The sequence below is a fragment of the Streptomyces sp. NPDC054770 genome, from assembly GCF_053611985.1.
Window position 1 is genome coordinate 21,757 of the sequence record NZ_JBSHBL010000038.1, and the last position, 19,518, is coordinate 41,274.

General features: G+C 71.7%; 16 protein-coding genes. 8 read left to right on the forward strand and 8 right to left on the reverse strand.

Annotated features, from left to right (window positions below; all coding sequences use genetic code 11):
- Positions 1-5: 5 nt before the first annotated feature.
- The 3 genes from ACWGKQ_RS29045 to ACWGKQ_RS29055 are packed head-to-tail and all read right to left on the reverse strand — an operon-like array spanning position 6 to position 4,497.
- Positions 6-953, reverse strand: coding sequence for a hydroxymethylglutaryl-CoA lyase (locus ACWGKQ_RS29045; protein ID WP_453294938.1), 948 nt, complete (start codon positions 951-953; stop codon positions 6-8).
- Positions 950-2,869, reverse strand: a complete 1,920-nt coding sequence (locus ACWGKQ_RS29050; protein WP_453294939.1) for an acetyl/propionyl/methylcrotonyl-CoA carboxylase subunit alpha — start codon at positions 2,867-2,869, stop codon at positions 950-952. Before ACWGKQ_RS29050 ends, ACWGKQ_RS29045 begins: the two co-directional genes overlap by 4 nt.
- Positions 2,870-2,880: 11 nt before the next feature.
- The gene (locus ACWGKQ_RS29055) at positions 2,881-4,497 is read right to left on the reverse strand and encodes a carboxyl transferase domain-containing protein (RefSeq protein ID WP_453294940.1); all 1,617 of its coding nucleotides are present in this window, start codon (positions 4,495-4,497) and stop codon (positions 2,881-2,883) included.
- 87 nt (positions 4,498-4,584) lie between these two features.
- On the opposite strand from ACWGKQ_RS29055, the gene ACWGKQ_RS29060 reads away from it, so the two are divergent.
- From ACWGKQ_RS29060 to ACWGKQ_RS29080, 5 genes are all read left to right on the forward strand, one after another.
- Complete coding sequence (locus tag ACWGKQ_RS29060; RefSeq protein WP_453294941.1) at positions 4,585-5,184, forward strand: SACE_7040 family transcriptional regulator; 600 nt, start codon at positions 4,585-4,587, stop codon at positions 5,182-5,184.
- A gap of 112 nt (positions 5,185-5,296) precedes the next feature.
- Positions 5,297-6,454 (forward strand): acyl-CoA dehydrogenase family protein, encoded by a 1,158-nt coding sequence (locus tag ACWGKQ_RS29065; RefSeq protein WP_390639996.1) that lies wholly within the window; start codon positions 5,297-5,299, stop codon positions 6,452-6,454.
- Positions 6,455-6,489: 35 nt separating this feature from the next.
- A complete protein-coding gene (locus ACWGKQ_RS29070) occupies positions 6,490-7,362 on the forward strand; it encodes an acyl-CoA thioesterase (RefSeq protein ID WP_453294942.1) in 873 nt (290 codons plus the stop codon).
- A gap of 89 nt (positions 7,363-7,451) precedes the next feature.
- Positions 7,452-8,363, forward strand: a complete 912-nt coding sequence (locus tag ACWGKQ_RS29075) for a cation diffusion facilitator family transporter (RefSeq protein ID WP_453295018.1) — start codon at positions 7,452-7,454, stop codon at positions 8,361-8,363.
- Positions 8,364-8,487: 124 nt separating this feature from the next.
- Positions 8,488-8,808, forward strand: a complete 321-nt coding sequence (locus tag ACWGKQ_RS29080) for a hypothetical protein (protein ID WP_453294943.1) — start codon at positions 8,488-8,490, stop codon at positions 8,806-8,808.
- Positions 8,809-8,905: 97 nt separating this feature from the next.
- Here ACWGKQ_RS29080 and ACWGKQ_RS29085 read toward each other — a convergent pair whose 3' ends face one another.
- Together ACWGKQ_RS29085 and ACWGKQ_RS29090 are read right to left on the reverse strand one after the other, a co-directional pair.
- Entirely contained in the window at positions 8,906-9,694 is a 789-nt protein-coding gene (locus ACWGKQ_RS29085) for a phosphatase (protein WP_453294944.1), read from the reverse strand.
- A 65-nt stretch (positions 9,695-9,759) separates the two neighbouring features.
- Complete coding sequence (locus tag ACWGKQ_RS29090; RefSeq protein WP_453294945.1) at positions 9,760-11,319, reverse strand: PucR family transcriptional regulator ligand-binding domain-containing protein; 1,560 nt, start codon at positions 11,317-11,319, stop codon at positions 9,760-9,762.
- Between the two features lie 142 nt (positions 11,320-11,461).
- Here ACWGKQ_RS29090 and ACWGKQ_RS29095 point away from each other — a divergent pair, with 142 nt between their 5' ends.
- The 3 genes from ACWGKQ_RS29095 to ACWGKQ_RS29105 all read left to right on the forward strand — a co-directional run bounded on the left by ACWGKQ_RS29095 (position 11,462) and on the right by ACWGKQ_RS29105 (position 15,639).
- A complete protein-coding gene (locus ACWGKQ_RS29095) occupies positions 11,462-12,919 on the forward strand; it encodes a sodium:solute symporter (protein WP_453294946.1) in 1,458 nt (485 codons plus the stop codon).
- A 66-nt stretch (positions 12,920-12,985) separates the two neighbouring features.
- On the forward strand, positions 12,986-13,954 hold the full coding sequence (speB, locus tag ACWGKQ_RS29100) for an agmatinase (protein ID WP_453294947.1): 969 nt from the start codon (positions 12,986-12,988) through the stop codon (positions 13,952-13,954).
- Positions 13,951-15,639 (forward strand): thiamine pyrophosphate-binding protein, encoded by a 1,689-nt coding sequence (locus ACWGKQ_RS29105; protein ID WP_453294948.1) that lies wholly within the window; start codon positions 13,951-13,953, stop codon positions 15,637-15,639. Before speB ends, ACWGKQ_RS29105 begins: the two co-directional genes overlap by 4 nt.
- On the opposite strand, the gene ACWGKQ_RS29110 is transcribed toward ACWGKQ_RS29105, so the two are convergent.
- From ACWGKQ_RS29110 to ACWGKQ_RS29120, 3 genes are all read right to left on the reverse strand, one after another.
- Entirely contained in the window at positions 15,636-15,989 is a 354-nt protein-coding gene (locus ACWGKQ_RS29110; protein WP_453294949.1) for a peptidase inhibitor family I36 protein, read from the reverse strand. The two genes, ACWGKQ_RS29105 and ACWGKQ_RS29110, sit on opposite strands and share 4 nt — an antisense overlap.
- Positions 15,990-16,127: 138 nt before the next feature.
- Entirely contained in the window at positions 16,128-16,934 is an 807-nt protein-coding gene (locus ACWGKQ_RS29115) for an endonuclease I family protein (RefSeq protein ID WP_453294950.1), read from the reverse strand.
- 136 nt (positions 16,935-17,070) lie between these two features.
- Positions 17,071-19,395, reverse strand: a complete 2,325-nt coding sequence (locus tag ACWGKQ_RS29120; RefSeq protein ID WP_453295019.1) for an ArnT family glycosyltransferase — start codon at positions 19,393-19,395, stop codon at positions 17,071-17,073.
- Positions 19,396-19,518 lie beyond the last annotated feature (123 nt).

Consider the following 19,518-nt stretch of genomic DNA (forward strand, 5'->3'; position numbering starts at 1 on the left):
GGTCGTCACTCCTGGTGGGAGAGGGCGCGGACGGTACGGGACGGGCTGGGTCGGCCCAGTTGTTCGGCCATCCACACGCTGGTGGCGGTCAGGCGGCCGAGGTCGACTCCGGTCTCGATGCCGAGGCCCTGGAGCATCCAGACCAGGTCCTCGGTGGCGAGGTTGCCGGTGGCGGACTTGGCGTACGGGCAGCCGCCGAGCCCGCCGGCGGACGCGTCGATCGTCGTCACGCCGTGTTCCAGGGCCGCGTAGGTGTTGGCGAGCGCCTGGCCGTAGGTGTCGTGGAAGTGCACGCCGAGGACGTTCGTCGGCACGCCCTCCTCGTTCAGGAGGGACAGCAACTCCAGGACGTGGCCGGGGGTGGCCACGCCGATGGTGTCGCCGAGGCTCAGCTCGTCGCAGCCCATGTCGCGCAGTGCCCTGCAGACCCGGACCACCTGGTGGAACGGGACGGCGCCCTCCCAGGGGTCGCCGAAGCACATCGAGACATAGCCGCGGACGTGCGCGTTCGCGTCCTTCGCCTGCCGGACGACCGGGTCGAACACCGCCAGCGACTCGTCGACCGTGCGGTTGAGGTTGGCCTTGGCGAAGGACTCGGTGGCGCTGGCGAAGACGGCGACCCGGGAGGCCCCGAGGGCGAGCGCGCGGTCCAGGCCGCGCCGGTTGGGGACCAGGACGGGGAGGGCGACGCCCCGGAGATCGGCCAGCCGGGGGAACAGGTCCTCCGCGTCGGCCAGTTGGGGCACCCACTCCGGGTGGACGAAGCTGGTCGCCTCGATCGTCCTCAGGCCGGCGTCGGCCAGGCGGTGGACGAACTCGGCCTTCACCGCCGTCGGCACGGCCGTCTTCTCGTTCTGCAGGCCGTCGCGGGCGCCGACCTCGTGGATCCGGACCCGGGCGGGCAGATCCGTGGCCGGTACGACCATGGGAAGGGCGCTCTCCGGGGTGGTCATGCCGTCTCCTCCTCGTGCGGGGCGATCACGGCCAGCACCTGGTCCATGGCGACCGTGGCACCGGGCTGCACGTCGAGTTCGGCGACCGTGCCGGCGTGCGGGGCGGAGATGACGTGCTCCATCTTCATCGCCTCCACCACCAGCAGGCTCTGCCCGGCGGTGACGTCGTCGCCGACGGCGACCTTCACGACGGTCACCGTGCCGGGCATGGGCGCGGTGAGGGAGTCGGCGCCGGAGCGGACGGTACGGCTCAGCGAGGCGGCGACCGTGTCGTGGTCACGGACCTGCCAGGCGTCTCCGTCGCGGCCGATCCAGTCGGCGGCGCGGTGGAAGGTGTGGCGGACGCCGTCCAGGGTCACGGACACGCGGTCGGCGGTGACCGTGTGGGTGCCGCGCGGGGCGTACTCCACCGGGTCCTGCACCCGGAGGTGGAAGGTGACGGGCCTGGGGGTGCCGCCGAGCCGCCAGCCGCCGGGCACCGAGAAGGGGTCGGTCCACGCCTGGCCGGCGGCGGGCTTCAGCGCCTCCAGCCGTACGGCCGCGGCCGCCTCGTACACCTCGTCCGGTACGTCCGTGGAGACCAGGTCGTCGACGACCCGCTCGACCAGGCCGGTGTCCAACTCGCCCGCCACCACCGCGGGATGGGCGAGGAGCCGGCGCAGGAACCCGGCGTTGGTCTGCACGCCCAGGGTGACCGTCTCCGCGAGGGCCCGGCGGAGCTTGCGGAGCGCGGTCGCGCGGTCCGGGCCGTACGCGATCACCTTGGACAGCATCGGGTCGTACCGGCTGCCGACCTCGGTGCCCTCGCCGAGCCCGGAGTCGGTGCGGACGCCGTCCCCCGAGGGCTCGTCGAGGAGGAGGACCGTGCCGCCGGTGGGCAGGAAGCCCCGCGCCGGGTCTTCGGCGCAGATCCGGGCCTCGACCGCGTGCCCGGTCAGCCGGACGTCCTCCTGCGCGAACCCGAGCCGCTCCCCGGCCGCCACCCGCAGCTGCCACTCCACCAGGTCCAGGCCGGTGACCAGCTCGGTGACCGGGTGCTCCACCTGGAGGCGGGTGTTCATCTCCATGAAGTAGTACGACGAGGGGTCGGCGCCCGGCACGATGAACTCCACCGTGCCCGCCCCGACGTACCCGCACGAGCGCGCCGCCTGCACCGCAGCCTCGCCCATCGCCGCCCGGGTGTCCTCGTCCAGCAGGACCGAGGGCGCCTCCTCGATCACCTTCTGGTGCCGGCGCTGGAGCGAGCACTCGCGCTCGCCGAGGTGGACGACGTTGCCGTGGCCGTCGGCCAGGACCTGGATCTCGATGTGCCGGGGGCGGTCGATCCAGCGCTCGACGAGGAGGGTGTCGTCGCCGAAGGAGGCGCGGGCCTCGCGGCGGGCGGCGGCGATCTCGTCTTCCAGGTCCCGCAGGTCCCGTACCAGCCGCATGCCCTTGCCACCGCCGCCGGCGGACGGCTTGAGGAGCACGGGGGCGCCCAGTTCGCGGGCGGCGTCGGCCAGTTCGGGGTCACGGCCGCCGGGCACCACCGGCACCCCGGCCGCCGCCACCGTCTCCTTGGCGCGGATCTTGTCGCCCATCAGCGCGATCGCCTCGGCCGGCGGGCCGATGAAGACCAGGCCGGCTTCCGCGCAGGCCTGTGCGAAGGCCGCGTTCTCGGCGAGGAAGCCGTAGCCAGGGTGGACCGCCTGGGCGCCGCTCACGGCGGCCGCCGCCAGCAGCCGCTCCACCGACAGGTAACTCTCGCCCGCCGGCGCCGGACCGATCCGGACCGCGGTGTCGGCCTCCCGGACGTGCCGCGCGTCCGCGTCGGCGTCGGAGTACACGGCCACCGAGCGGACGCCCAGCGAGCGCAGGGTGCGGATGACCCGGACGGCGATCTCGCCCCGGTTGGCCACGAGTACGGTGTCGAACACGAGTCCCCTCCTCACATCCGGAAGACGCCGAACTGGGGCTCACCCAGCGGCGCGTTGCCACAGGCCGTCAGGGCCAGTCCCAGCACCTGCCGGGTGTCGAGCGGGTCGATGACCCCGTCGTCCCAGAGCCGGGCGGTCGCGTAGTAGGCGCTGCCCTGGCGCTCGTACTGGGCGCGGACCGGCGCCTTGAAGGCCTCTTCCTCGTCGGCCGGCCACGACTCCCCGCGGGCTTCCAGCTGGTCCCGCTTGACCGTGGCCAGCACGCTGGCGGCCTGCTCGCCGCCCATCACGGAGATCTTGGCGTTGGGCCACATCCACAGGAAGCGGGGGGAGTAGGCCCTGCCGCACATGGAGTAGTTGCCCGCGCCGTACGAACCGCCCACGACGACGGTCAGTTTCGGGACCCTCGTGCAGGCCACCGCCGTGACCATCTTCGCGCCGTGCTTGGCGATGCCGCCCGCCTCGTAGTCCTTGCCCACCATGAAGCCGGAGATGTTCTGGAGGAAGACGAGCGGGATCCCGCGCTGGTCGCACAGCTCGATGAAGTGGGCGCCCTTCTGGGCGGACTCGGAGAAGAGGATGCCGTTGTTGGCGACGATGCCGACCGGGTGGCCGTGGATGCGGGCGAAGCCGGTGACGAGGGTCTGCCCGAACTCGGCCTTGAACTCGGCGAACCGGGAGCCGTCGACGACCCGGGCGATGATCTCGCGGACGTCGTAGGGGGTGCGGGAGTCGACGGGGACGGCGCCGTACAGGCCGTAGGGGTCGGTCTTGGGCTCGACGACCGGGGCGACCTCCCAGGGCAGGGAGCGCCGGGCGGGGAGCGTGGCGGCGATGTTCCGGACGATCCTGAGCGCGTGCGCGTCGTTCTCGGCGAGGTGGTCGGTGACGCCGGAGACCCGGGAGTGGACCTCGCCGCCGCCCAGTTCCTCGGCGGTGACGACCTCGCCGGTGGCGGCCTTCACCAGCGGGGGGCCGCCGAGGAAGATCGTGCCCTGGTTGCGGACGATGACCGCCTCGTCGCTCATGGCCGGGACGTAGGCGCCGCCGGCGGTGCAGGACCCGAGCACGGCCGCGATCTGCGGGATGCCCGCCCCCGACATCCGGGCCTGGTTGTAGAAGATCCGCCCGAAGTGGTCGCGGTCCGGGAAGACCTCGTCCTGCATGGGGAGGAAGGCGCCGCCGGAGTCGACCAGGTACACGCACGGCAGCCGGTTGTCGAGGGCCACCTCCTGGGCGCGCAGGTGCTTCTTCACGGTCATCGGGTAGTACGTGCCGCCCTTGACGGTGGCGTCGTTGGCGACGATCACGCACTCGCGCCCGCTGACCCGGCCGATCCCGGCGATCACGCCGGCCGCCGGGGCCGCCCCGTCGTACATCCCGTCGGCGGCCAGCGGGGCCAGCTCCAGGAAGGGGGAGCCGGGGTCGAGGAGGGTGTCCACCCGGTCCCGGGGCAGCAGCTTGCCGCGCGCGGTGTGCCGGGCCCGCGCCTTCTCGCCGCCGCCCAGTGCGGCCGCGGCGAGCTTGCCGCGCAGCTCCGCCACGAGGACGCGGTGCGCCTCCTCGTTGGCCCGAAAGGCCTCCGACGCGGGGTCCGCCGCGCTCGTCAGCTCCGGTGCCTGGTCCATGCCGCGATCCCCTCATTCTTGTTAATGAGCGTTAACGCATTTCCTTCAGGTTAACGACCGCTAACCTCCCTGTCTAGAATTGCCTTCATGGTCACGAGAACCGACGCCCCGACCCGCCGCGAGCAGATCCTCAAGGAGGCCGCCCGGCTGTTCGCCGAGCGCGGCTTCCACGGTGTCGGCGTGGACGAGATAGGTGCCGCGGTCGGCATCAGCGGGCCCGGTCTCTACCGGCACTTCGCGGGCAAGGACGCGATGCTCGCGGAGCTGCTGGTGGGGATCAGCGGGCAGCTGCTGACGGGGGCCAGGCGCCGCCTGGCGGAGGCCGACGGGGGCACCGCGTCGCCGGAGGTCCTGGACTCCCTCATCGAGGGCCACATCGACTTCGCCCTCGACGACCGCCCACTGATCACCCTGCACGACCGTGAGCTGGACCGCTTGCGCGACAGCGACCGGAAACTGGTGCGGCAGCTCCAGCGGCAGTACGTCGAACTGTGGGTGGACGTGCTCCGCGGCGTCTACCCGGCGCTCCCCGAGCCCGCGGCCCGCTCGGCGGTCCACTCGGTCTTCGGCCTCCTGAACTCGACCCCGCACTTGGGCCGACCGGGTTCCCTGCCGGGCCGCGGCGCGACCGCGGTCCTGCTGCACCGGATGGCGCGGGGGGCGTTCGAGGCGGCGGCGGGGGAGTGACGAGCGTTACCCCCCTCGCTCGTCCGTTCGCCCTGGACCCGTCGCCTACCCGCCGGTACCTTGGAGTCTGAGCAAGCGCTTAGACATGCCGAAGTCCGTGGAGGTGGCGGCCGTGCGCCGTACGTTGTTCGACGAGGATCACGAGGCGTTCCGGGAGACCATCCGCGCCTTCATCGAGGCCGAGGTCGTACCCGTCTACGACGAGTGGTTCGCCGCTGGCCAGGCTCCCCGCGAGTTCTACTACAAGCTCGCCGAGCTCGGCGTCTTCGGTATCCGCGTCGACGAGGAGTACGGCGGCGCCGGCATCGACTCCTACAAGTTCGAGGCCGTCCTGTACGAGGAGACCGCCCGTGCGGGCGTCGCCTTCGGCGGCTCCGGTGTGCACGTGCTGCTCGGCCTGCCGTACATAAAGCTGCTCGCCACCGACGAGCAGAAGAAGCGGTACCTGCCGAAGTTCGTCTCCGGCGAGGAGATGTGGGCGATCGCGATGACCGAGCCGGGCACCGGCTCCGACCTCGCGGGCATGAAGACCACCGCCAAGCTCAGCGAGGACGGCACGCACTACGTCCTCAACGGCGCCAAGACCTTCATCACCGGCGGTGTGCACGCCGACCGCATGATCGTCTGCGCCCGCACCTCGGCGCCCACCAAGGAGGACCGCCGGCACGGCATCTCCCTCTTCGTGGTGGACACGAAGGCGGAGGGCTACTCCGTCGGCCGCAAGCTCGACAAGCTGGGCCTCAAGACCTCCGACACCGCCGAGCTCGCGTTCGTCGACGTCAAGGTCCCCGTCGAGGACCTCCTCGGCGAGGAGAACAAGGGCTTCTACTACCTCGGCCACAACCTCGCCTCCGAGCGCTGGGGCATCGCCTTCGGCGCCTACGCACAGGCCAAGGCCGCCGTCCGGTTCGCCAAGCAGTACGTGCAGGAGCGGGTCGTCTTCGGCCAGCCCGTCGCCGCCTTCCAGAACACCAAGTTCGAGCTGGCCGCCTGCCAGGCCGAGGTGGACGCGGCCGAGGCCGTCGTCGACCGGGCCACGGAGGCTCTCGACGCCGGTGAGCTGACCCCGGCCGAGGCCGCCAGCGCCAAGCTGTTCACCACCGAGGTCGCGCACCGCGTGATCGACCGCTGCCTCCAGCTGCACGGCGGCTACGGCTTCATGAACGAGTACCCGATCGCCCGCCTGTACGCGGACAACCGCGTCAACCGCATCTACGGCGGCACCAGCGAGATCATGAAGACGATCATCGCGAAGGACATGGGCCTGTAGGGCTGCCGCAACAACCCGCCAGTAGAAAAGGTGCCATGAACCAGGCACTAAACGATCTCCTCGACCTGCTCGACCTGGAGCAGATCGAGGAGAACATCTTCCGCGGCCAGTCCCGGTCCGCCGTCGTCCCGCGCGTCTTCGGCGGGCAGGTCGCGGCCCAGGCGCTGGTCGCCGCCGGACGCACCGTCCCGGCGGACCGGCACGCCCACTCCCTGCACGCGTACTTCCTGCGGGCCGGCGACCCGGGCGCGCCCATCGTCTACACCGTCGAGCGCATCCGCGACGGCCGCTCCTTCACCACCCGGCGCGCGGTCGCCGTCCAGCACGGCCGGCCGATCTTCGCCCTGTCGGCCTCGTTCCAGCTGGACGAGGAGGGCCTCGACCACCAGGCCCCGATGCCCGCCGCACCCGACCCGGCGACCCTGCCCACCTCGGCGGAACGCTTCCGCGACTACCGCCACCTCGACCCGGCCGTCGTGGAGAAGTTTCTCGAGGCCCGCGAGGCGATCGACCTGCGCTACGTCGAGGAGCCGCCGTTCGGGAAGTACGGCGAGCCGCGCGAACCGCACAGCCAGGTCTGGTTCCGCACCAACGGCAAGCTCGACGACGACCCCCTGCTGCACGTCGTCCTCGCGACGTACGTCTCCGACATGACCCTCCTCGACTCCGTCCTGCTCGCGCACGGCCGCGGCGGCTGGGCGGTCGGGGACGTGGTGGGCGCCTCGCTCGACCACGCCATGTGGTTCCACCGGCCGTTCCGCGCCGACGAGTGGCTGCTCTACGACCAGGAGTCGCCGTCCGCGCACGGCGGCCGCGGGCTCGGCCAGGCCCGGATCTACACCCAGGACGGTTCACTCGCCATTTCCGTGATCCAGGAGGGTGTGGTCCGCGTCCCTCGGGCAGACTGACGGGCGTGACGCAAGCGGAGACGCAGGAGACGCCGAAGACACCCGAGACGCCGCAGACGCAGAACGGCGGCGGCGAGAGCACCGGCACGGTGATCGTCGCCGCCGTCGCCAATCTCGGGATCGCGCTCGCCAAGGCGGTCGCCGGAGTCATCAGCGGCTCCGGCGCGATGCTCTCCGAGGCGGCGCACTCGGTCGCCGACACCGTCACCGAACTGCTGCTGCTCACCGCCCTCAAGCGCAGCGAGAAGCCCGCCGACGAGGAGCACCCCCTCGGCTACGGCCCCGAGCGGTACATCTGGGCCATGCTCGCCGCCGTCGCCACCTTCGTCGGCGGCGCGGTCTTCTCCCTCTACGACGGCATCCACACCCTGGCCGTGGGGGAGAAGCCGGGCGACCCGCTGGTGTCGTACGTCGTGCTCGCCGTCGCCTTCGCGCTGGAGGGCTTCTCGCTGCGCACCGGGCTGCGGCAGGCGCGCGGGGAGGCGGCCCGCTTCAAGGCCCCGTTCAAGCTGTACCTCCGGAACACCCCGGACACCGCCGTGAAGGCCGTGGTGATGGAGGACTCGGCCGCGCTCGTCGGGCTGGTGCTCGCGGCCGGCGGCCTGCTCGGCGGCCAGCTCACCGGCTCCGGCGTCTGGGACGGCCTCGCCTCCCTCCTCATCGGCCTGCTCCTGCTGTACGTGGCCTGGGTGCTGGGCCGGTCCAACGCCGAGCTCCTCATCGGGCGGCCGCTGCCCAAGCCCGTGCGGGAGCGGATCCGCGCCGAGCTGCTGGAGTCCGAGCACATCGTGGCCGTACTGGAGCTGACCACCCTGGTGCAGGGCCCGCACGAGGCGCTGGTCGCGGCCAAGGTGGACTTCCGGGACGTGTCGACGGCGGCCGAGATCGAGTGGGCCTGCGAGCGGGCCGAACAGCGGCTGCGCGCCGCGTTCCCCGCGATCGGCAGGGTGTACCTGGACCCCACTCCCGGGCCGGTGAGCTCGGCGGATCACGGCAGGTGATCGTCCGGCGTGCCATCCGCCTTGTTCGGAATTAAGCTCGTATGAGTGAAATGCCGCACAGTGCATGTGCCGCATAGCGGACGTGCCGCGTAGCGGACGTAAGTCCGGCAGAAAGGTATTTCCCATGCGAGTACAGCGCGCGAGGCGTCTCGCCGCGATGTCCGCCGCCGGCCTGTTGCTGGCCGGTGGCGCCGCGGTCGGCGCCGCGGGTACCGCCTCGGCGGCCCCCGCCTCCACTCACCAGTCCGTCGTCACCGGCGGCTTCGGTTGCAACGGCTTCCGGGGCGGCGGGTTCAACAACGGCTGCCGCTTCAGCAACTTCGGGTTCGTCCCCGTCGTCCCCGTGGTCCCCGTCGTGGTCGTCCCCACCGTCGGGTTCGGCGGCTTCGGTGGCTTCGGTGGCTTCAACGGTTTCGGTGGCTTCAACGGTTTCGGTTTCGGCTGAACCGACCGGGCGTCACCGGATCAGGAACTGAGGGTCTAGGACCAGGCCACGATGTGCGGCTCCCGCTCCCGGGGGCCGCACATCGGTCTGCCGGACGTCAGACCAGTCCCGCCGCGGCCAGCAGATACGCGGTCAGCGGGTCGTAGTACCGCGGGCTGAGCACATGGTCGTCCAGCGGTACGGCCACCTGGAGGGTGCCCTCCGACTCGGCGAGGAACAGCGCCGGGTCGTTGCAGTCTGCGTACCCGACCGAGTCCAGGCCCGCCTGCGCCGCGTAGCCGGCCCAGCCGTGGTCGGCGACGACCAGGTCGGGCAGCGGGCGCCCCGCGCGCTCCAGGCCGCCCAGAATCGCCTTCATCGGCTCCCCGGAGTGGGTGTGCCACAGCGTCGCGCCGTGTTCGAGGACGGCCACGTCGGCGAACTGCATGACGTAGCCCTCGTCCGTCTGCAGCCCGTCCGGGATGACCACGATCTCGCAGCCGGCGGTGCGCAGCGCGGCCGCGGTGGCCCGGTGCACGTCCAGCAGACCGCCCGGGTGACCGGTCGCGAACAGCACCCGCTGCCGTCCCTCGGCCGCCTTGCGCAGCCGTGCCGCCAGCCGGTCCAGGCCGTCGACGGTCAGCTCGGGGTCGATGGTGTCCTGGCCGTACCGGTGCTCGGGGTCGTCGTTCACCCCGACCCGCTCGGCCATCACGGCCAGCACGTCCTGCTCGTCGGTCCAGCGGTCGCCGAGTTCCAGTCCGAGCCACCAGTTGCGCTCGCCGTTGGCCAGCTTGCGGTAGTGGAGCAGGTTGTTCTCGCGGGGCGTGGCGACATCGCCCGCGATACGGGTCTTCACAAGGTGCTCGACGAGCTCGGCGCGGCTGGGTGTCCCGGGTATCGGCATGGCCCCATTGTGAGGCAGCGCGCTGTGCGGTTTCCCTGCGTATTGCCCGCTGGGACGTGCGTCACTCACTCCTGACGGAGCGCGAACCACAGCTCCATCCGGACGTCAGGATCGTCGAGTTCGGCGCGCAGGAGCTCCGCGGAACGGGTGATGCGCTGCCGCACGGTGTTGCGGTGGACGGACAGGGCGACCGCGGTGCGGTCCCAGCTGCCGTGCAGCGACAGCCAGGTGCGCAGGGTCTCGACGAGGGCGGGCTGTCCGGCGAGGGGGGCGAGCAGGGCCCGGGCGTGGGCCCGGGCCTCCCGGCGGGGGACCAGGTCGCCGAGGGCGGGGCGGGTGCTGTGCCTCAGGAGCGGGGTGCGGGTCGCTCGGGCGCGGGCCAGTGCGCGGGCCGCTTGCGCGGCGGCGGCCGGGAGTTGCTGCGGGGGGACTGCGTCGCTTACGCCGAGGGTCCAGCCGGGCTGTGGCTGAGGGGCTCGGTCGGCGGGGACGAGGATGCGTACGTTTTCCCCTACGGGGTCGATGAGGGTCGAGCCCAGTGAGGCGCCCAGTGCGGTGGCGGCCAGGAGGTCCGGCGGGTGCGGGTGGGCGGGGGCTTGTCGCGCCCCGCGGCGGAGCCGCATGTCGACAGGGTCCCGCGCCCCTGGAAGAAGGTAGGGGCGGTCGCGTTGGCCATGAGGACAGGCATCTACGACGAACCAGGTGTCGCGCCCGCCCAGCAGTGGCGCTACCTCCTCCGGACTGCTTCCCAGCAGCAGTCTGACGAGTGCCGAGGTGCGGGTCGCGCCTGAGTTGCTCTGTTGTTCTGTGGTGAGGAGGGTGAGGAGGACCGTGGCCACCGAGGCGATGGTGTGGTCGCCCGGTTCGCGGGACGGGGTGGCCACGCCGAGTACGAAGTCGGTGCTGAGGGTGTAGGCCGCGAGGTGGGTGCCCGCCGTGGCGTGGGTCGCCGAGGCGGGGGTGCCCGGGCCCGAGGGGCGTACGACGTCGGTCAGCTCGGCCAGTGCGGCGCGTACCGGTGCCTCCGGCTCGCGGCCCGCCGACGCGATCTCCGCTCCCTCCGGGCCGTACAGGGCGGTCCAGCCGCCCACCCGCTGGGCCAGCTGCCGCAGGACCGACGGGACCGGGTCGGGGCGGGCCGCGGCGGCCGCGAGGCTCTGCTGGGCCTCGGTGACGCGGCGCAGCTCGGCCAGGCGGGCCTGGGCCAGCAGCTGCCAGACCGCGCGGGCGACGGCGGTGAAGGGGGTCTGCGGCGGGACCTCCAGGAGCGGGAGGCCGTGGGTGTCGCAGGCCTCGACCAGGGCGCGCGGGACGGTGTCGTGCACGGGGGCCAGCCCGAAGCCGAGGGCGGCGCCGCCCGCCGCGACGATCCGGGAGACGTAGTCGTCGAAGTAGGTGCCCGAGCCCGCCGCGTCCGGGATGTGCACCCCGGCCGACAGCAGCAGCTCGCCGCCCAGCAGGTACGGGTACGGGTCGGCCATCTCCGAGGTGTGCGCCGCGTGGACCACGGGGGGCGGGTCGGTCGGCCCGGCGATCTGGCGCAGTGCGAGGTCCTCGCGGGCCAGGAGGGCGGCGAGGGGCACGGCGGGCGTGGGAGGGGCGGGGGGAACCGTGGGGTCCGGCATGGTGTGCGTTTCCTTCATCCCGTACGCCTCGAATGGATGAAACGTACACTTCGCAGCCGCTGTCCGGCCACCTAGTGTCGATGACCGTCACCCCCCGGCGACTCCGATTCCGACCCCGATTCATCCGAGTGAGGGAGGTCCTATGGCCGTCGACTACACCGTGATCGTCCTCTATCTGGCCGGCATGCTGGCCATGGGCTGGTGGGGGATGCGGCGCGCCAGGTCGAAGAGCGACTTCCTGGTGGCCGGGCGCCGGCTCGGGCCGGTCATGTACTCCGGCACCATGGCCGCGATCGTCCTCGGCGGCGCGTCCACCATCGGCGGGGTCGGACTGGGGTACCGGTACGGGCTGTCCGGTGCCTGGATGGTCTTCACCATCGGCCTGGGCCTGCTCGCCCTCTCCGTCTTCTTCTCGGCCCGGATCGCCCGCCTCAAGGTGTACACGGTCTCCGAGATGCTCGATCTCCGGTACGGCGGCCGGGCCGGGGTCGTCTCCGGCGTGGTCATGTGGGCGTACACCCTGATGCTCGCCGTCACCTCGACCATCGCGTACGCCACGATCTTCGACGTTCTCTTCGACCTGAACCGGACCGTCGCGATCGTCATCGGCGGCTCGATCGTCGTCGCCTACTCGACGCTGGGCGGCATGTGGTCGATCACGCTGACGGACATGGTCCAGTTCGTGGTGAAGACGATCGGCGTGCTGCTGCTCCTGCTCCCCATCGCCGTCGTGAAGGCGGGCGGCTTCGGCGCGATGAGGGCGAAGCTGCCGACGGCGTACTTCGACCCGCTGGGCATCGGCGGCGAGACGATCTTCACCTACGTGCTGATCTACACCTTCGGCATGCTCATCGGGCAGGACATCTGGCAGCGGGTCTTCACGGCGCGCGGTGACCGCACGGCGAAGTGGGGCGGCACGGTCGCCGGCACGTACTGCCTGGCGTACGCCCTCGCCGGTGCCGTCATCGGTACGGCCGCCAAGGTGCTGTACCCGAAGCTGGGCAGCCCCGACGACGCCTTCGCCACCATCGTCAAGGACGAACTGCCCGTCGGGGTGCGCGGGCTGGTGCTGGCCGCCGCCCTCGCCGCCGTGATGTCGACCTCCTCCGGCGCGCTGATCGCCTGCGCGACCGTCGCCAACAACGACATCTGGTCGCGGCTGCGGGGGCGGACGAGGGCCGGCGACCATGACGAAGTGCGGGGCAACCGGGTCTTCATCCTGGTCATGGGGATCGGGGTGATCGGCACGGCCATCGCCCTCGACGACGTCGTGCAGGCGCTGACCGTGGCGTACAACCTGCTCGTCGGCGGCCTCCTCGTGCCGATCCTCGGCGGGCTGCTGTGGAAGCGCGGCACCGTCCAGGGCGCCCTCGCCGCCGTGACCGTCGGCGGCCTCGCGGTGATCGGCCTGATGGCGGGCTACGGCATCCTCGCCAACGAGCCGGTCTACTACGGCCTCCTCTCCTCCCTCGTCGCGTATGTCGCCGTCTCCCTGGCGACGGAGCCGACCGACGCGGCCGTGCTGGCGAACTGGCGCGAGCGGCTCGCGGGCCGGGGCGTTCCCGAACTCGTGTCCGAGCCGGTTCCGGCCCACCAGTAGAGTCGAAGCAGAAGCAGTGCATAGCGGTACGTACGCGATGAAGCGTAGGAAAGAAGGCAGCACCCGATGAGCAGCAACGAGACCCCCCGCGGCCCCGTCGACTCCTCCCGCATCCCGCGGTACGCCGGTCCCGCCACCTTCGCCCGGCTGCCCCGCCTCGACGAGGTCGGCCGCGCCGACGTCGCGGTGGTGGGCGTGCCGTTCGACTCGGGCGTCTCCTACCGGCCGGGCGCCCGCTTCGGCGGCAACGCCATCCGCGAGGCGTCCCGGCTGCTGCGCCCCTACAACCCGGCGCAGGACGCCTCCCCCTTCGCACTGGCGCAGGTGGCGGACGGCGGCGACATCGCGGTGAACCCCTTCGACATCAACGAGGCCGTCGAGACCATCGAGGCGGCCGCGGACGAGCTCCTGGGCACCGGCGCCCGGCTGATGACCCTCGGCGGCGACCACACCATCGCGCTGCCGCTGCTGCGGAGCGTCGCCAAGCAGCACGGGCCGGTCGCGCTCCTCCACTTCGACGCCCACCTCGACACCTGGGACACCTACTTCGGCGCCGAGTACACGCACGGCACCCCGTTCCGGCGGGCGGTGGAGGAGGGCATCCTGGACACCTCCGCCCTCTCGCACGTGGGCACCCGCGGGCCGTTGTACGGCAAGCAGGACCTCACCGACGACGAGAAGATGGGCTTCGGCATCGTGACCTCGGCGGACATCTACCGCCGGGGCGCCGACGAGGTGGCCGACCAGCTGCGCCAGCGCATCGGCGACCGCCCGCTGTACATCTCGATCGACATCGACTGCCTGGACCCCGCACACGCCCCGGGCACCGGCACGCCCGAGGCCGGTGGTATGACGTCCAGGGAACTGCTGGAGATCCTGCGCGGTCTCTCCGCATGCCACCTCGTCTCGGCGGACGTCGTCGAGGTGGCCCCCGCGTACGACCACGCCGAGATCACCTCGGTGGCGGCCTCGCACACGGCGTACGAACTGACCACGATCATGACCCGACAGATTGCCGAGGCGCGCGCGAAGTGACCCACGACCACGACCTGGTGCTCCGCCCGACCGAGGCGCAGACGGCCGCAGCCCTGAACCCGCCCGCCGGCCGACGCGGCGGGGACCTGGTCGTGGAGACCCTGGCCGGGCTCGGCGCGACCACCGTCTTCGGGCTGCCCGGCCAGCACGCCCTCGGCATGTTCGACGCCCTGCGCCGCTCCTCGCTGCGCTATGTCGGCCTGCGGGTGGAGAACAACGCGGGCTTCGCGGCGGACGCCTACGGCCGGATCACCGGCGAGGCGGCCCCGCTGCTCCTGTCGACCGGCCCCGGCGCGCTGACCTCGCTGGCCGCGCTGCACGAGGCGGCGTCCGCCTCCGCGCCCGTGCTGGCGATCAGCAGCCAGATCCCCACCGCGGGCCTGGGCGGCGGCCGCCACGGCTATCTGCACGAACTCCCGGACCAGGCGGCCTCGTTCCGGGGCGTGGTGAAGTCGGTGCACACCGTCCGCACCCAGTCGCAGATCCCGTCCGCGCTCGCGGCGGCCTGGAAGTCGGCACTGACCGCCCCGCACGGCCCGGTGTGGGTGGAGATCCCGCAGGACGTGCTCCTCGCACCGACCGCGCTGCCCGTGGTGACGGCGGTGGACGCGAGCCCGGACGAACTCCCCCCGCGCCCCGAACTGACCGCGGTGGCGGCCGACCTGCTCTCGCACGCCGCCCGCCCGGCGATCATCGCGGGCGGCGGGGTGGTACGGGCGGACGCCTCCGGCAAGCTGCGGCAGCTGGCCGAGACGCTGAACGCCCCGGTCGTCACCACCTTCGGCGGCAAGGGCGCGTTCCCGTGGACGCACCCCCTCTCCCTCCAGTCCTGGCTGGAGGACCGGCACACCACCGACTTCCTGGAGGACGCGGACGTCCTTCTCGTCGTCGGCTCGGGGCTCGGCGAACTCTCCTCGAACTACCACACGTTCAAACCGCGCGGCCGGGTCGTCCAGATCGAGGCGGACCTCGGCAAACTGGAGTCCAACCACCCGGCCCTCGGCATCCACGCGGACGCCCGCCTCGCCCTCCAGGCCCTCCTGGAGACGGTGACCCCGCGCGAGGACCCGTCGGCCCCGGACCGGGTACGGACCGTGCTCGACCGGGTCGCCGGCCGCATCGCCGCCCAGGAACTCACCCTGGAACAGGACGTGCTGGCATCGGTCCGCCGGGCCCTCCCGGCCGGCTCACCGTCCTTCTGGGACATGACGATCCTGGCGTACTGGGCCTGGTCCGCCTTCGACGCCCAGACACCGAACCTCATGCACTCCGCCCAAGGCGCGGGCGGCCTCGGCTACGGCTTCCCTGCGGCACTGGGCGCGGCGGCCGCCGACCCGACCCGCCCGGTGCTCGCGGTGTCGGGCGACGGCGGCGCCCTCTACTCCATTGCGGAACTGGCGACGGCACGGCAGCACGACCTCCCGGTCACCTGGCTGATCGTCGACGACGGCGGCTACGGCATCCTGCGCGAGTACATGACCGGCGCGTTCGGCGAGGCCACGGCGACGGAACTGGCCCGCCCCGACTACGTGGCCCTGGCCGAGTCCTTCGGCGTCCCGGGCGTCCGCACCACTCCGGAGACCCTGGAGACGGACCTGGCGAAGGCGCTGGCCGCGCCCGGCCCCTCGGTGGTCGTGCTCCCGGCCCTGCTGAGGATGTTCGCGCCGACGCACCTGGAGGACTAACAGGCCCCCGCCCCCACCCCGTCGATGCGGCCGCCGAAGTCGCCGCGGTACTGGGAGCGCCAGTCTCCGTTGAAGACGTCGCGCTTCTCGGTCGGTGACCAGTTGACGAAGCAGGCGCGGGTGGAGGCGACGAAGGAGCCCACGTTGTCGTGGAGGTTGGGCGGCATGTCGCGGTAGCCGCTGCGGGCCGTCCACTCCCAGTAGTCGCCGCCGAAGCCCTCGCCGCTCCAGAAGCACACCGAGCCGTCGGGACAGGAGGGAGCGGCCGCGTGTGCGGAGGCGCTCTGGGCGGGGGCGACGAGCGCGGTCAGGGCGAGGGCGGCGGCGAGGGACCAGGTGCGAAGCTTCACGGGGCTCTCCGGAAACGGGAGTTGGGGATGCCCCGGCGGGACTGCCGGGACATCCCCATGCTCGGCCGTGATCACCTGGACACGCCCGAGTCCAAGATCGACTTCACCTGTGTGAGGTAAGTAGTACGACCGGCTCGCCTACCAGATCGCGTCCACCCACTCCGGGTGGTCGATGAACGGGTTCCGGTTGTGCTGGTAGGTGTTGTAGATGACGTCGTTGCGGTTCTCCTCGAAGGAGTCCGGCGGGTCCTCGTCGTTCCACTGCTTGAGGACGGACAGCTTGCCGATGTACGGGTTGGAGCCGTTGCCGACCTTGTCGTCGGGCTCCAGGTCCGCGAACCCGTCGTCGCCCTCGTAGCGGACGGCCATGTAGAGGATCATGCGGGCCACGTCGCCCTTGACCGCGTCGCGGGGCTCGAAGGAGTCCGAGTCGACCTTGCTGCCGCCGCTGTTGGTGAAGGTGGAGCCGCCCTCGTCGAAGTCGAGGTTGCCGCGCTTGCCGTTGACCGCCACGTCCTCGGGACGGATGTGGTGCAGGTCCGTGCCGGGGCCGGTGGACGTGGTGAGGTCGCCGTGCGAGATCGCCCACACGTGCTCGCGGTTCCAGTCGCCGCTGTCACCGCCGTTGAGGGACTTGCTGCGCGAGATGCCCGAGTACAGCAGGATCACGTTGTTGCTGTTGTTCGGGTCCTGGTCGGTCTTCTTCAGGGCGTCCCAGAGGGCCGAGTACGACAGCTTGGTGACGTTCGCGCTGATGATCGTGTGCAGGGACGACTTGAGGCTCGTACCCGTCTTGCCGATCGCGTTCTTGTAGTACGTCGAGTCGTACGCGGTCGTGGTGGCGGCGGCCGGAGTCGCCGTCAGCGCCGGGGCGGTGAGGCCCACCAGGACGGCGGCGGTCGTCAGGGCCACCGACTTCCAGCGCCGGATGTGTGTCGCCAGCATAAAGAGTTTCCCATCTACGCGGGTTGACGAGGCGGCAAGAAGGAGGGTGACATGAACATGAGGACGCGCAGGTGAACGGGACGTAAAAAGAGACCCCCGACCGTGTGGTCGGGGGCCTCTTGGGGACCGGGTCGCGTCAGCTGACGTCCGAGGGGTCCAGCCGGTAGAGCGTCGAGGTGTTCGTCGTCTGCGTCGAAGAAGTCGACTTCGACGACGAGTTGGACGACGAGTTGGACGACGAGCTCGACGAACTGCTCGAAGTGGAGCTCTTGCTGTACGCGCTCTCCTTCACCGCGGTGCCGTTCTTCTCCACCCAGGAGGTGACCGCGGAGCTGAGGGAGTTGTTGCCGCCCATGCCCATGCCGCCGCTGCCGACCTGGATGTAGTGCAGCTTGCCCGCCTTCACCAGTTCCTTCAGCTTGGCGACGGTCATCGCGTTGTCGGATCCGGTGAAGCCCCACATCGAGATGACGGGTTCGTTCGAGCTCAGCTCGATCTGCGACGAGGACTGCGAGTTGGAGACCGCGAGCAGCCAGGTGGCGCCGTCCATGTGCTTCTTCAGGTAGGCGATCAGGTCGCTGCTCACGGTGCCGCCCATGCCGCCGCCACCGCCGCCGAAGCCGCCGCCACCCGCACGACCGGTGCCGGTGCCGGTCCCGGTGCCGCCGGGAGCCTCGCCGCCTGTGCCGCCCGGCAGTTCACCGGTGCCGCCGCCGGGCGTCATCTGACCGGTGCCGCCACCGGGAGCCTGGCCGTTCGTGCCGCCGGTCGGGGCCCCGCCGTTCGTGCCGCCCGGGAAGCCGCCGCCGGCCTCGGCGTTCTGGCCGCCCTGCTGGGTGCCGCCCGGCAGCTCGCCGCCGCCCGGGAAGCCGCCCCGGTTGCCGCCGCCACCGCCGGGTCCGCCGCCGAAGCCGCTGCCGGTGGAGGGGCCGGCGGTCGGGTTGGTTCCGCCGCGCATGCCGCCGCCGCTGCCGCTGCCGAACGGCAGGGTCGTCGCGTACGCCGTCGGACCCGCGAGCGCCGCGATCACGGCCGCCGCCAGGGAGGCCGCCAGCAGCCGGGTCTTGGTGCCCGAGCGGAAGAAGATCATGCCCACGATGCCGGCCACGGTCAGCACGCCGATCACCGGCCACAGCCAGGTGTTCCAGCCGGAGGCGCGGCGCAGCAGCACGATCGCCCAGATGCCGGTGACGCCGAAGGCGGCCGGGAGGACCCAGATCCAGCGCTTGTCGGTGCGGAAGGCCTGCAGCAGCATCGCGCCACCGCCGCCGCACAGCACCGCGATGCCCGGGGCGAGCGCGGTCGTGTAGTACGGGTGCATGGTGCCCTGCGCGGTCGCGAAGATCAGGTAGTGCAGCAGGGTCCAGCCGCCCCAGAGGACCAGGGCCATCCGCCTCAGGTCGGTGCGCGGGGCACGGCCGCACAGCACCAGGCCGCCGATCAGGGCGATCGCCGAGAAGGGGAGCAGCCAGGAGATCTGGCCGCCGAGGATGGAGTTGAACATCCGGCCGAGGCCCGCGGAGCCGGAGAAGCCGCCGCCTCCGCCACCGCCGCCCCCGCCGTTGCCCTCGCCGCCGAAGACGCGGCCGAGACCGTCGTATCCCATGATCAGGTTCCAGGCGGAGCCGTCCGTGGAACCGCCGATGTACGGCCGGTCGGAGGTCGGGACCAGGGAGACGGCGACCGCCCACCAGAAGCTGGAGACGGCCAGCACGACCGCTGCAAGGGCCAGGTTGACGGCGCGCTTCGCCCAGGTGGCCTTCGACGCGTAGAGGTAGAGCGCGAAGACGGCCGGGAGCGCGATCCAGCCCGCGAGCAGCTTGGTGTTGAAGGCGAGACCGAAGCACGCCGCCGAGCCGAGCAGCGGGAGCAGCTTCTCGTCACGGGTGGCGCGGAAGGCGAGCGCCGCACCCGACACCATGAGGAAGACGAGGATGGTGTCCGGGTTGTTGTCGCGGTTGATGGCGACGGTGATCGGGGTCAGCGCCAGCACCAGTGCGGCGACGGTCGCCGCCCCGTGCCCCCACACCCGCTTCACGGTGGAGTGCAGGATCCAGATCGTGGCGAGCGCGACCACGACCTCGGGTGCCATCATCTGCCAGGTGCCGAAGCCGAAGATGCGGCAGGACAGGCCCATGACCATGAGCGCGAACGGCGGTTTGTCGACGGTCAGGAAGTTGCCGGGGTCCAGCGAACCGAAGAACCAGGCCTTCCAGCTCTTCGTGCCGGCCCAGATCGCGCCGCTGTAGAAGGTGTTCATGTCGGAACCGGAGAGGTTCCAGGAGTAGAGCACCGCCGCCAGGATCAGGATCGCGATCAGCGCGGGGAGGGACCAGCGTGGCGCCTTGTCCGGCAGGGGAGCCGCCGGGGCGGCCGTGGGGGGTGCCGTGGCGGTCGCCGTGGGCGGGCCCCAGTCGGGGGACACGGGCGTGTGGGGGACGGGATCGGTGGCAGATGTCACCATCCCACCATGCGGGCGGCCGATGGGCGCGGGCTGTGCCGATCCTGGGCGCAGCCTGTGGGTGGATGAGATGTCGGTAAGAGGGCGGCCGGTGCGGCCGCCCTCCCCGACCGCTGTGCGGCC

Bases quoted from the DNA above. Each gene is read 5' to 3' on its own strand.
- ACWGKQ_RS29045 (WP_453294938.1), bottom strand. From the start codon at position 953: ATGACCACCCCGGAGAGCGCCCTTCCCATGGTCGTACCGGCCACGGAT.
- ACWGKQ_RS29055 (WP_453294940.1), bottom strand. From the start codon at position 4,497: ATGGACCAGGCACCGGAGCTGACGAGCGCGGCGGACCCCGCGTCGGAG.
- ACWGKQ_RS29060 (WP_453294941.1), top strand. From the start codon at position 4,585: ATGGTCACGAGAACCGACGCCCCGACCCGCCGCGAGCAGATCCTCAAG.
- ACWGKQ_RS29070 (WP_453294942.1), top strand. From the start codon at position 6,490: ATGAACCAGGCACTAAACGATCTCCTCGACCTGCTCGACCTGGAGCAG.
- ACWGKQ_RS29080 (WP_453294943.1), top strand. From the start codon at position 8,488: ATGCGAGTACAGCGCGCGAGGCGTCTCGCCGCGATGTCCGCCGCCGGC.
- ACWGKQ_RS29085 (WP_453294944.1), bottom strand. From the start codon at position 9,694: ATGCCGATACCCGGGACACCCAGCCGCGCCGAGCTCGTCGAGCACCTT.
- ACWGKQ_RS29090 (WP_453294945.1), bottom strand. From the start codon at position 11,319: ATGCCGGACCCCACGGTTCCCCCCGCCCCTCCCACGCCCGCCGTGCCC.
- ACWGKQ_RS29095 (WP_453294946.1), top strand. From the start codon at position 11,462: ATGGCCGTCGACTACACCGTGATCGTCCTCTATCTGGCCGGCATGCTG.
- speB (WP_453294947.1), top strand. From the start codon at position 12,986: ATGAGCAGCAACGAGACCCCCCGCGGCCCCGTCGACTCCTCCCGCATC.
- ACWGKQ_RS29115 (WP_453294950.1), bottom strand. From the start codon at position 16,934: ATGCTGGCGACACACATCCGGCGCTGGAAGTCGGTGGCCCTGACGACC.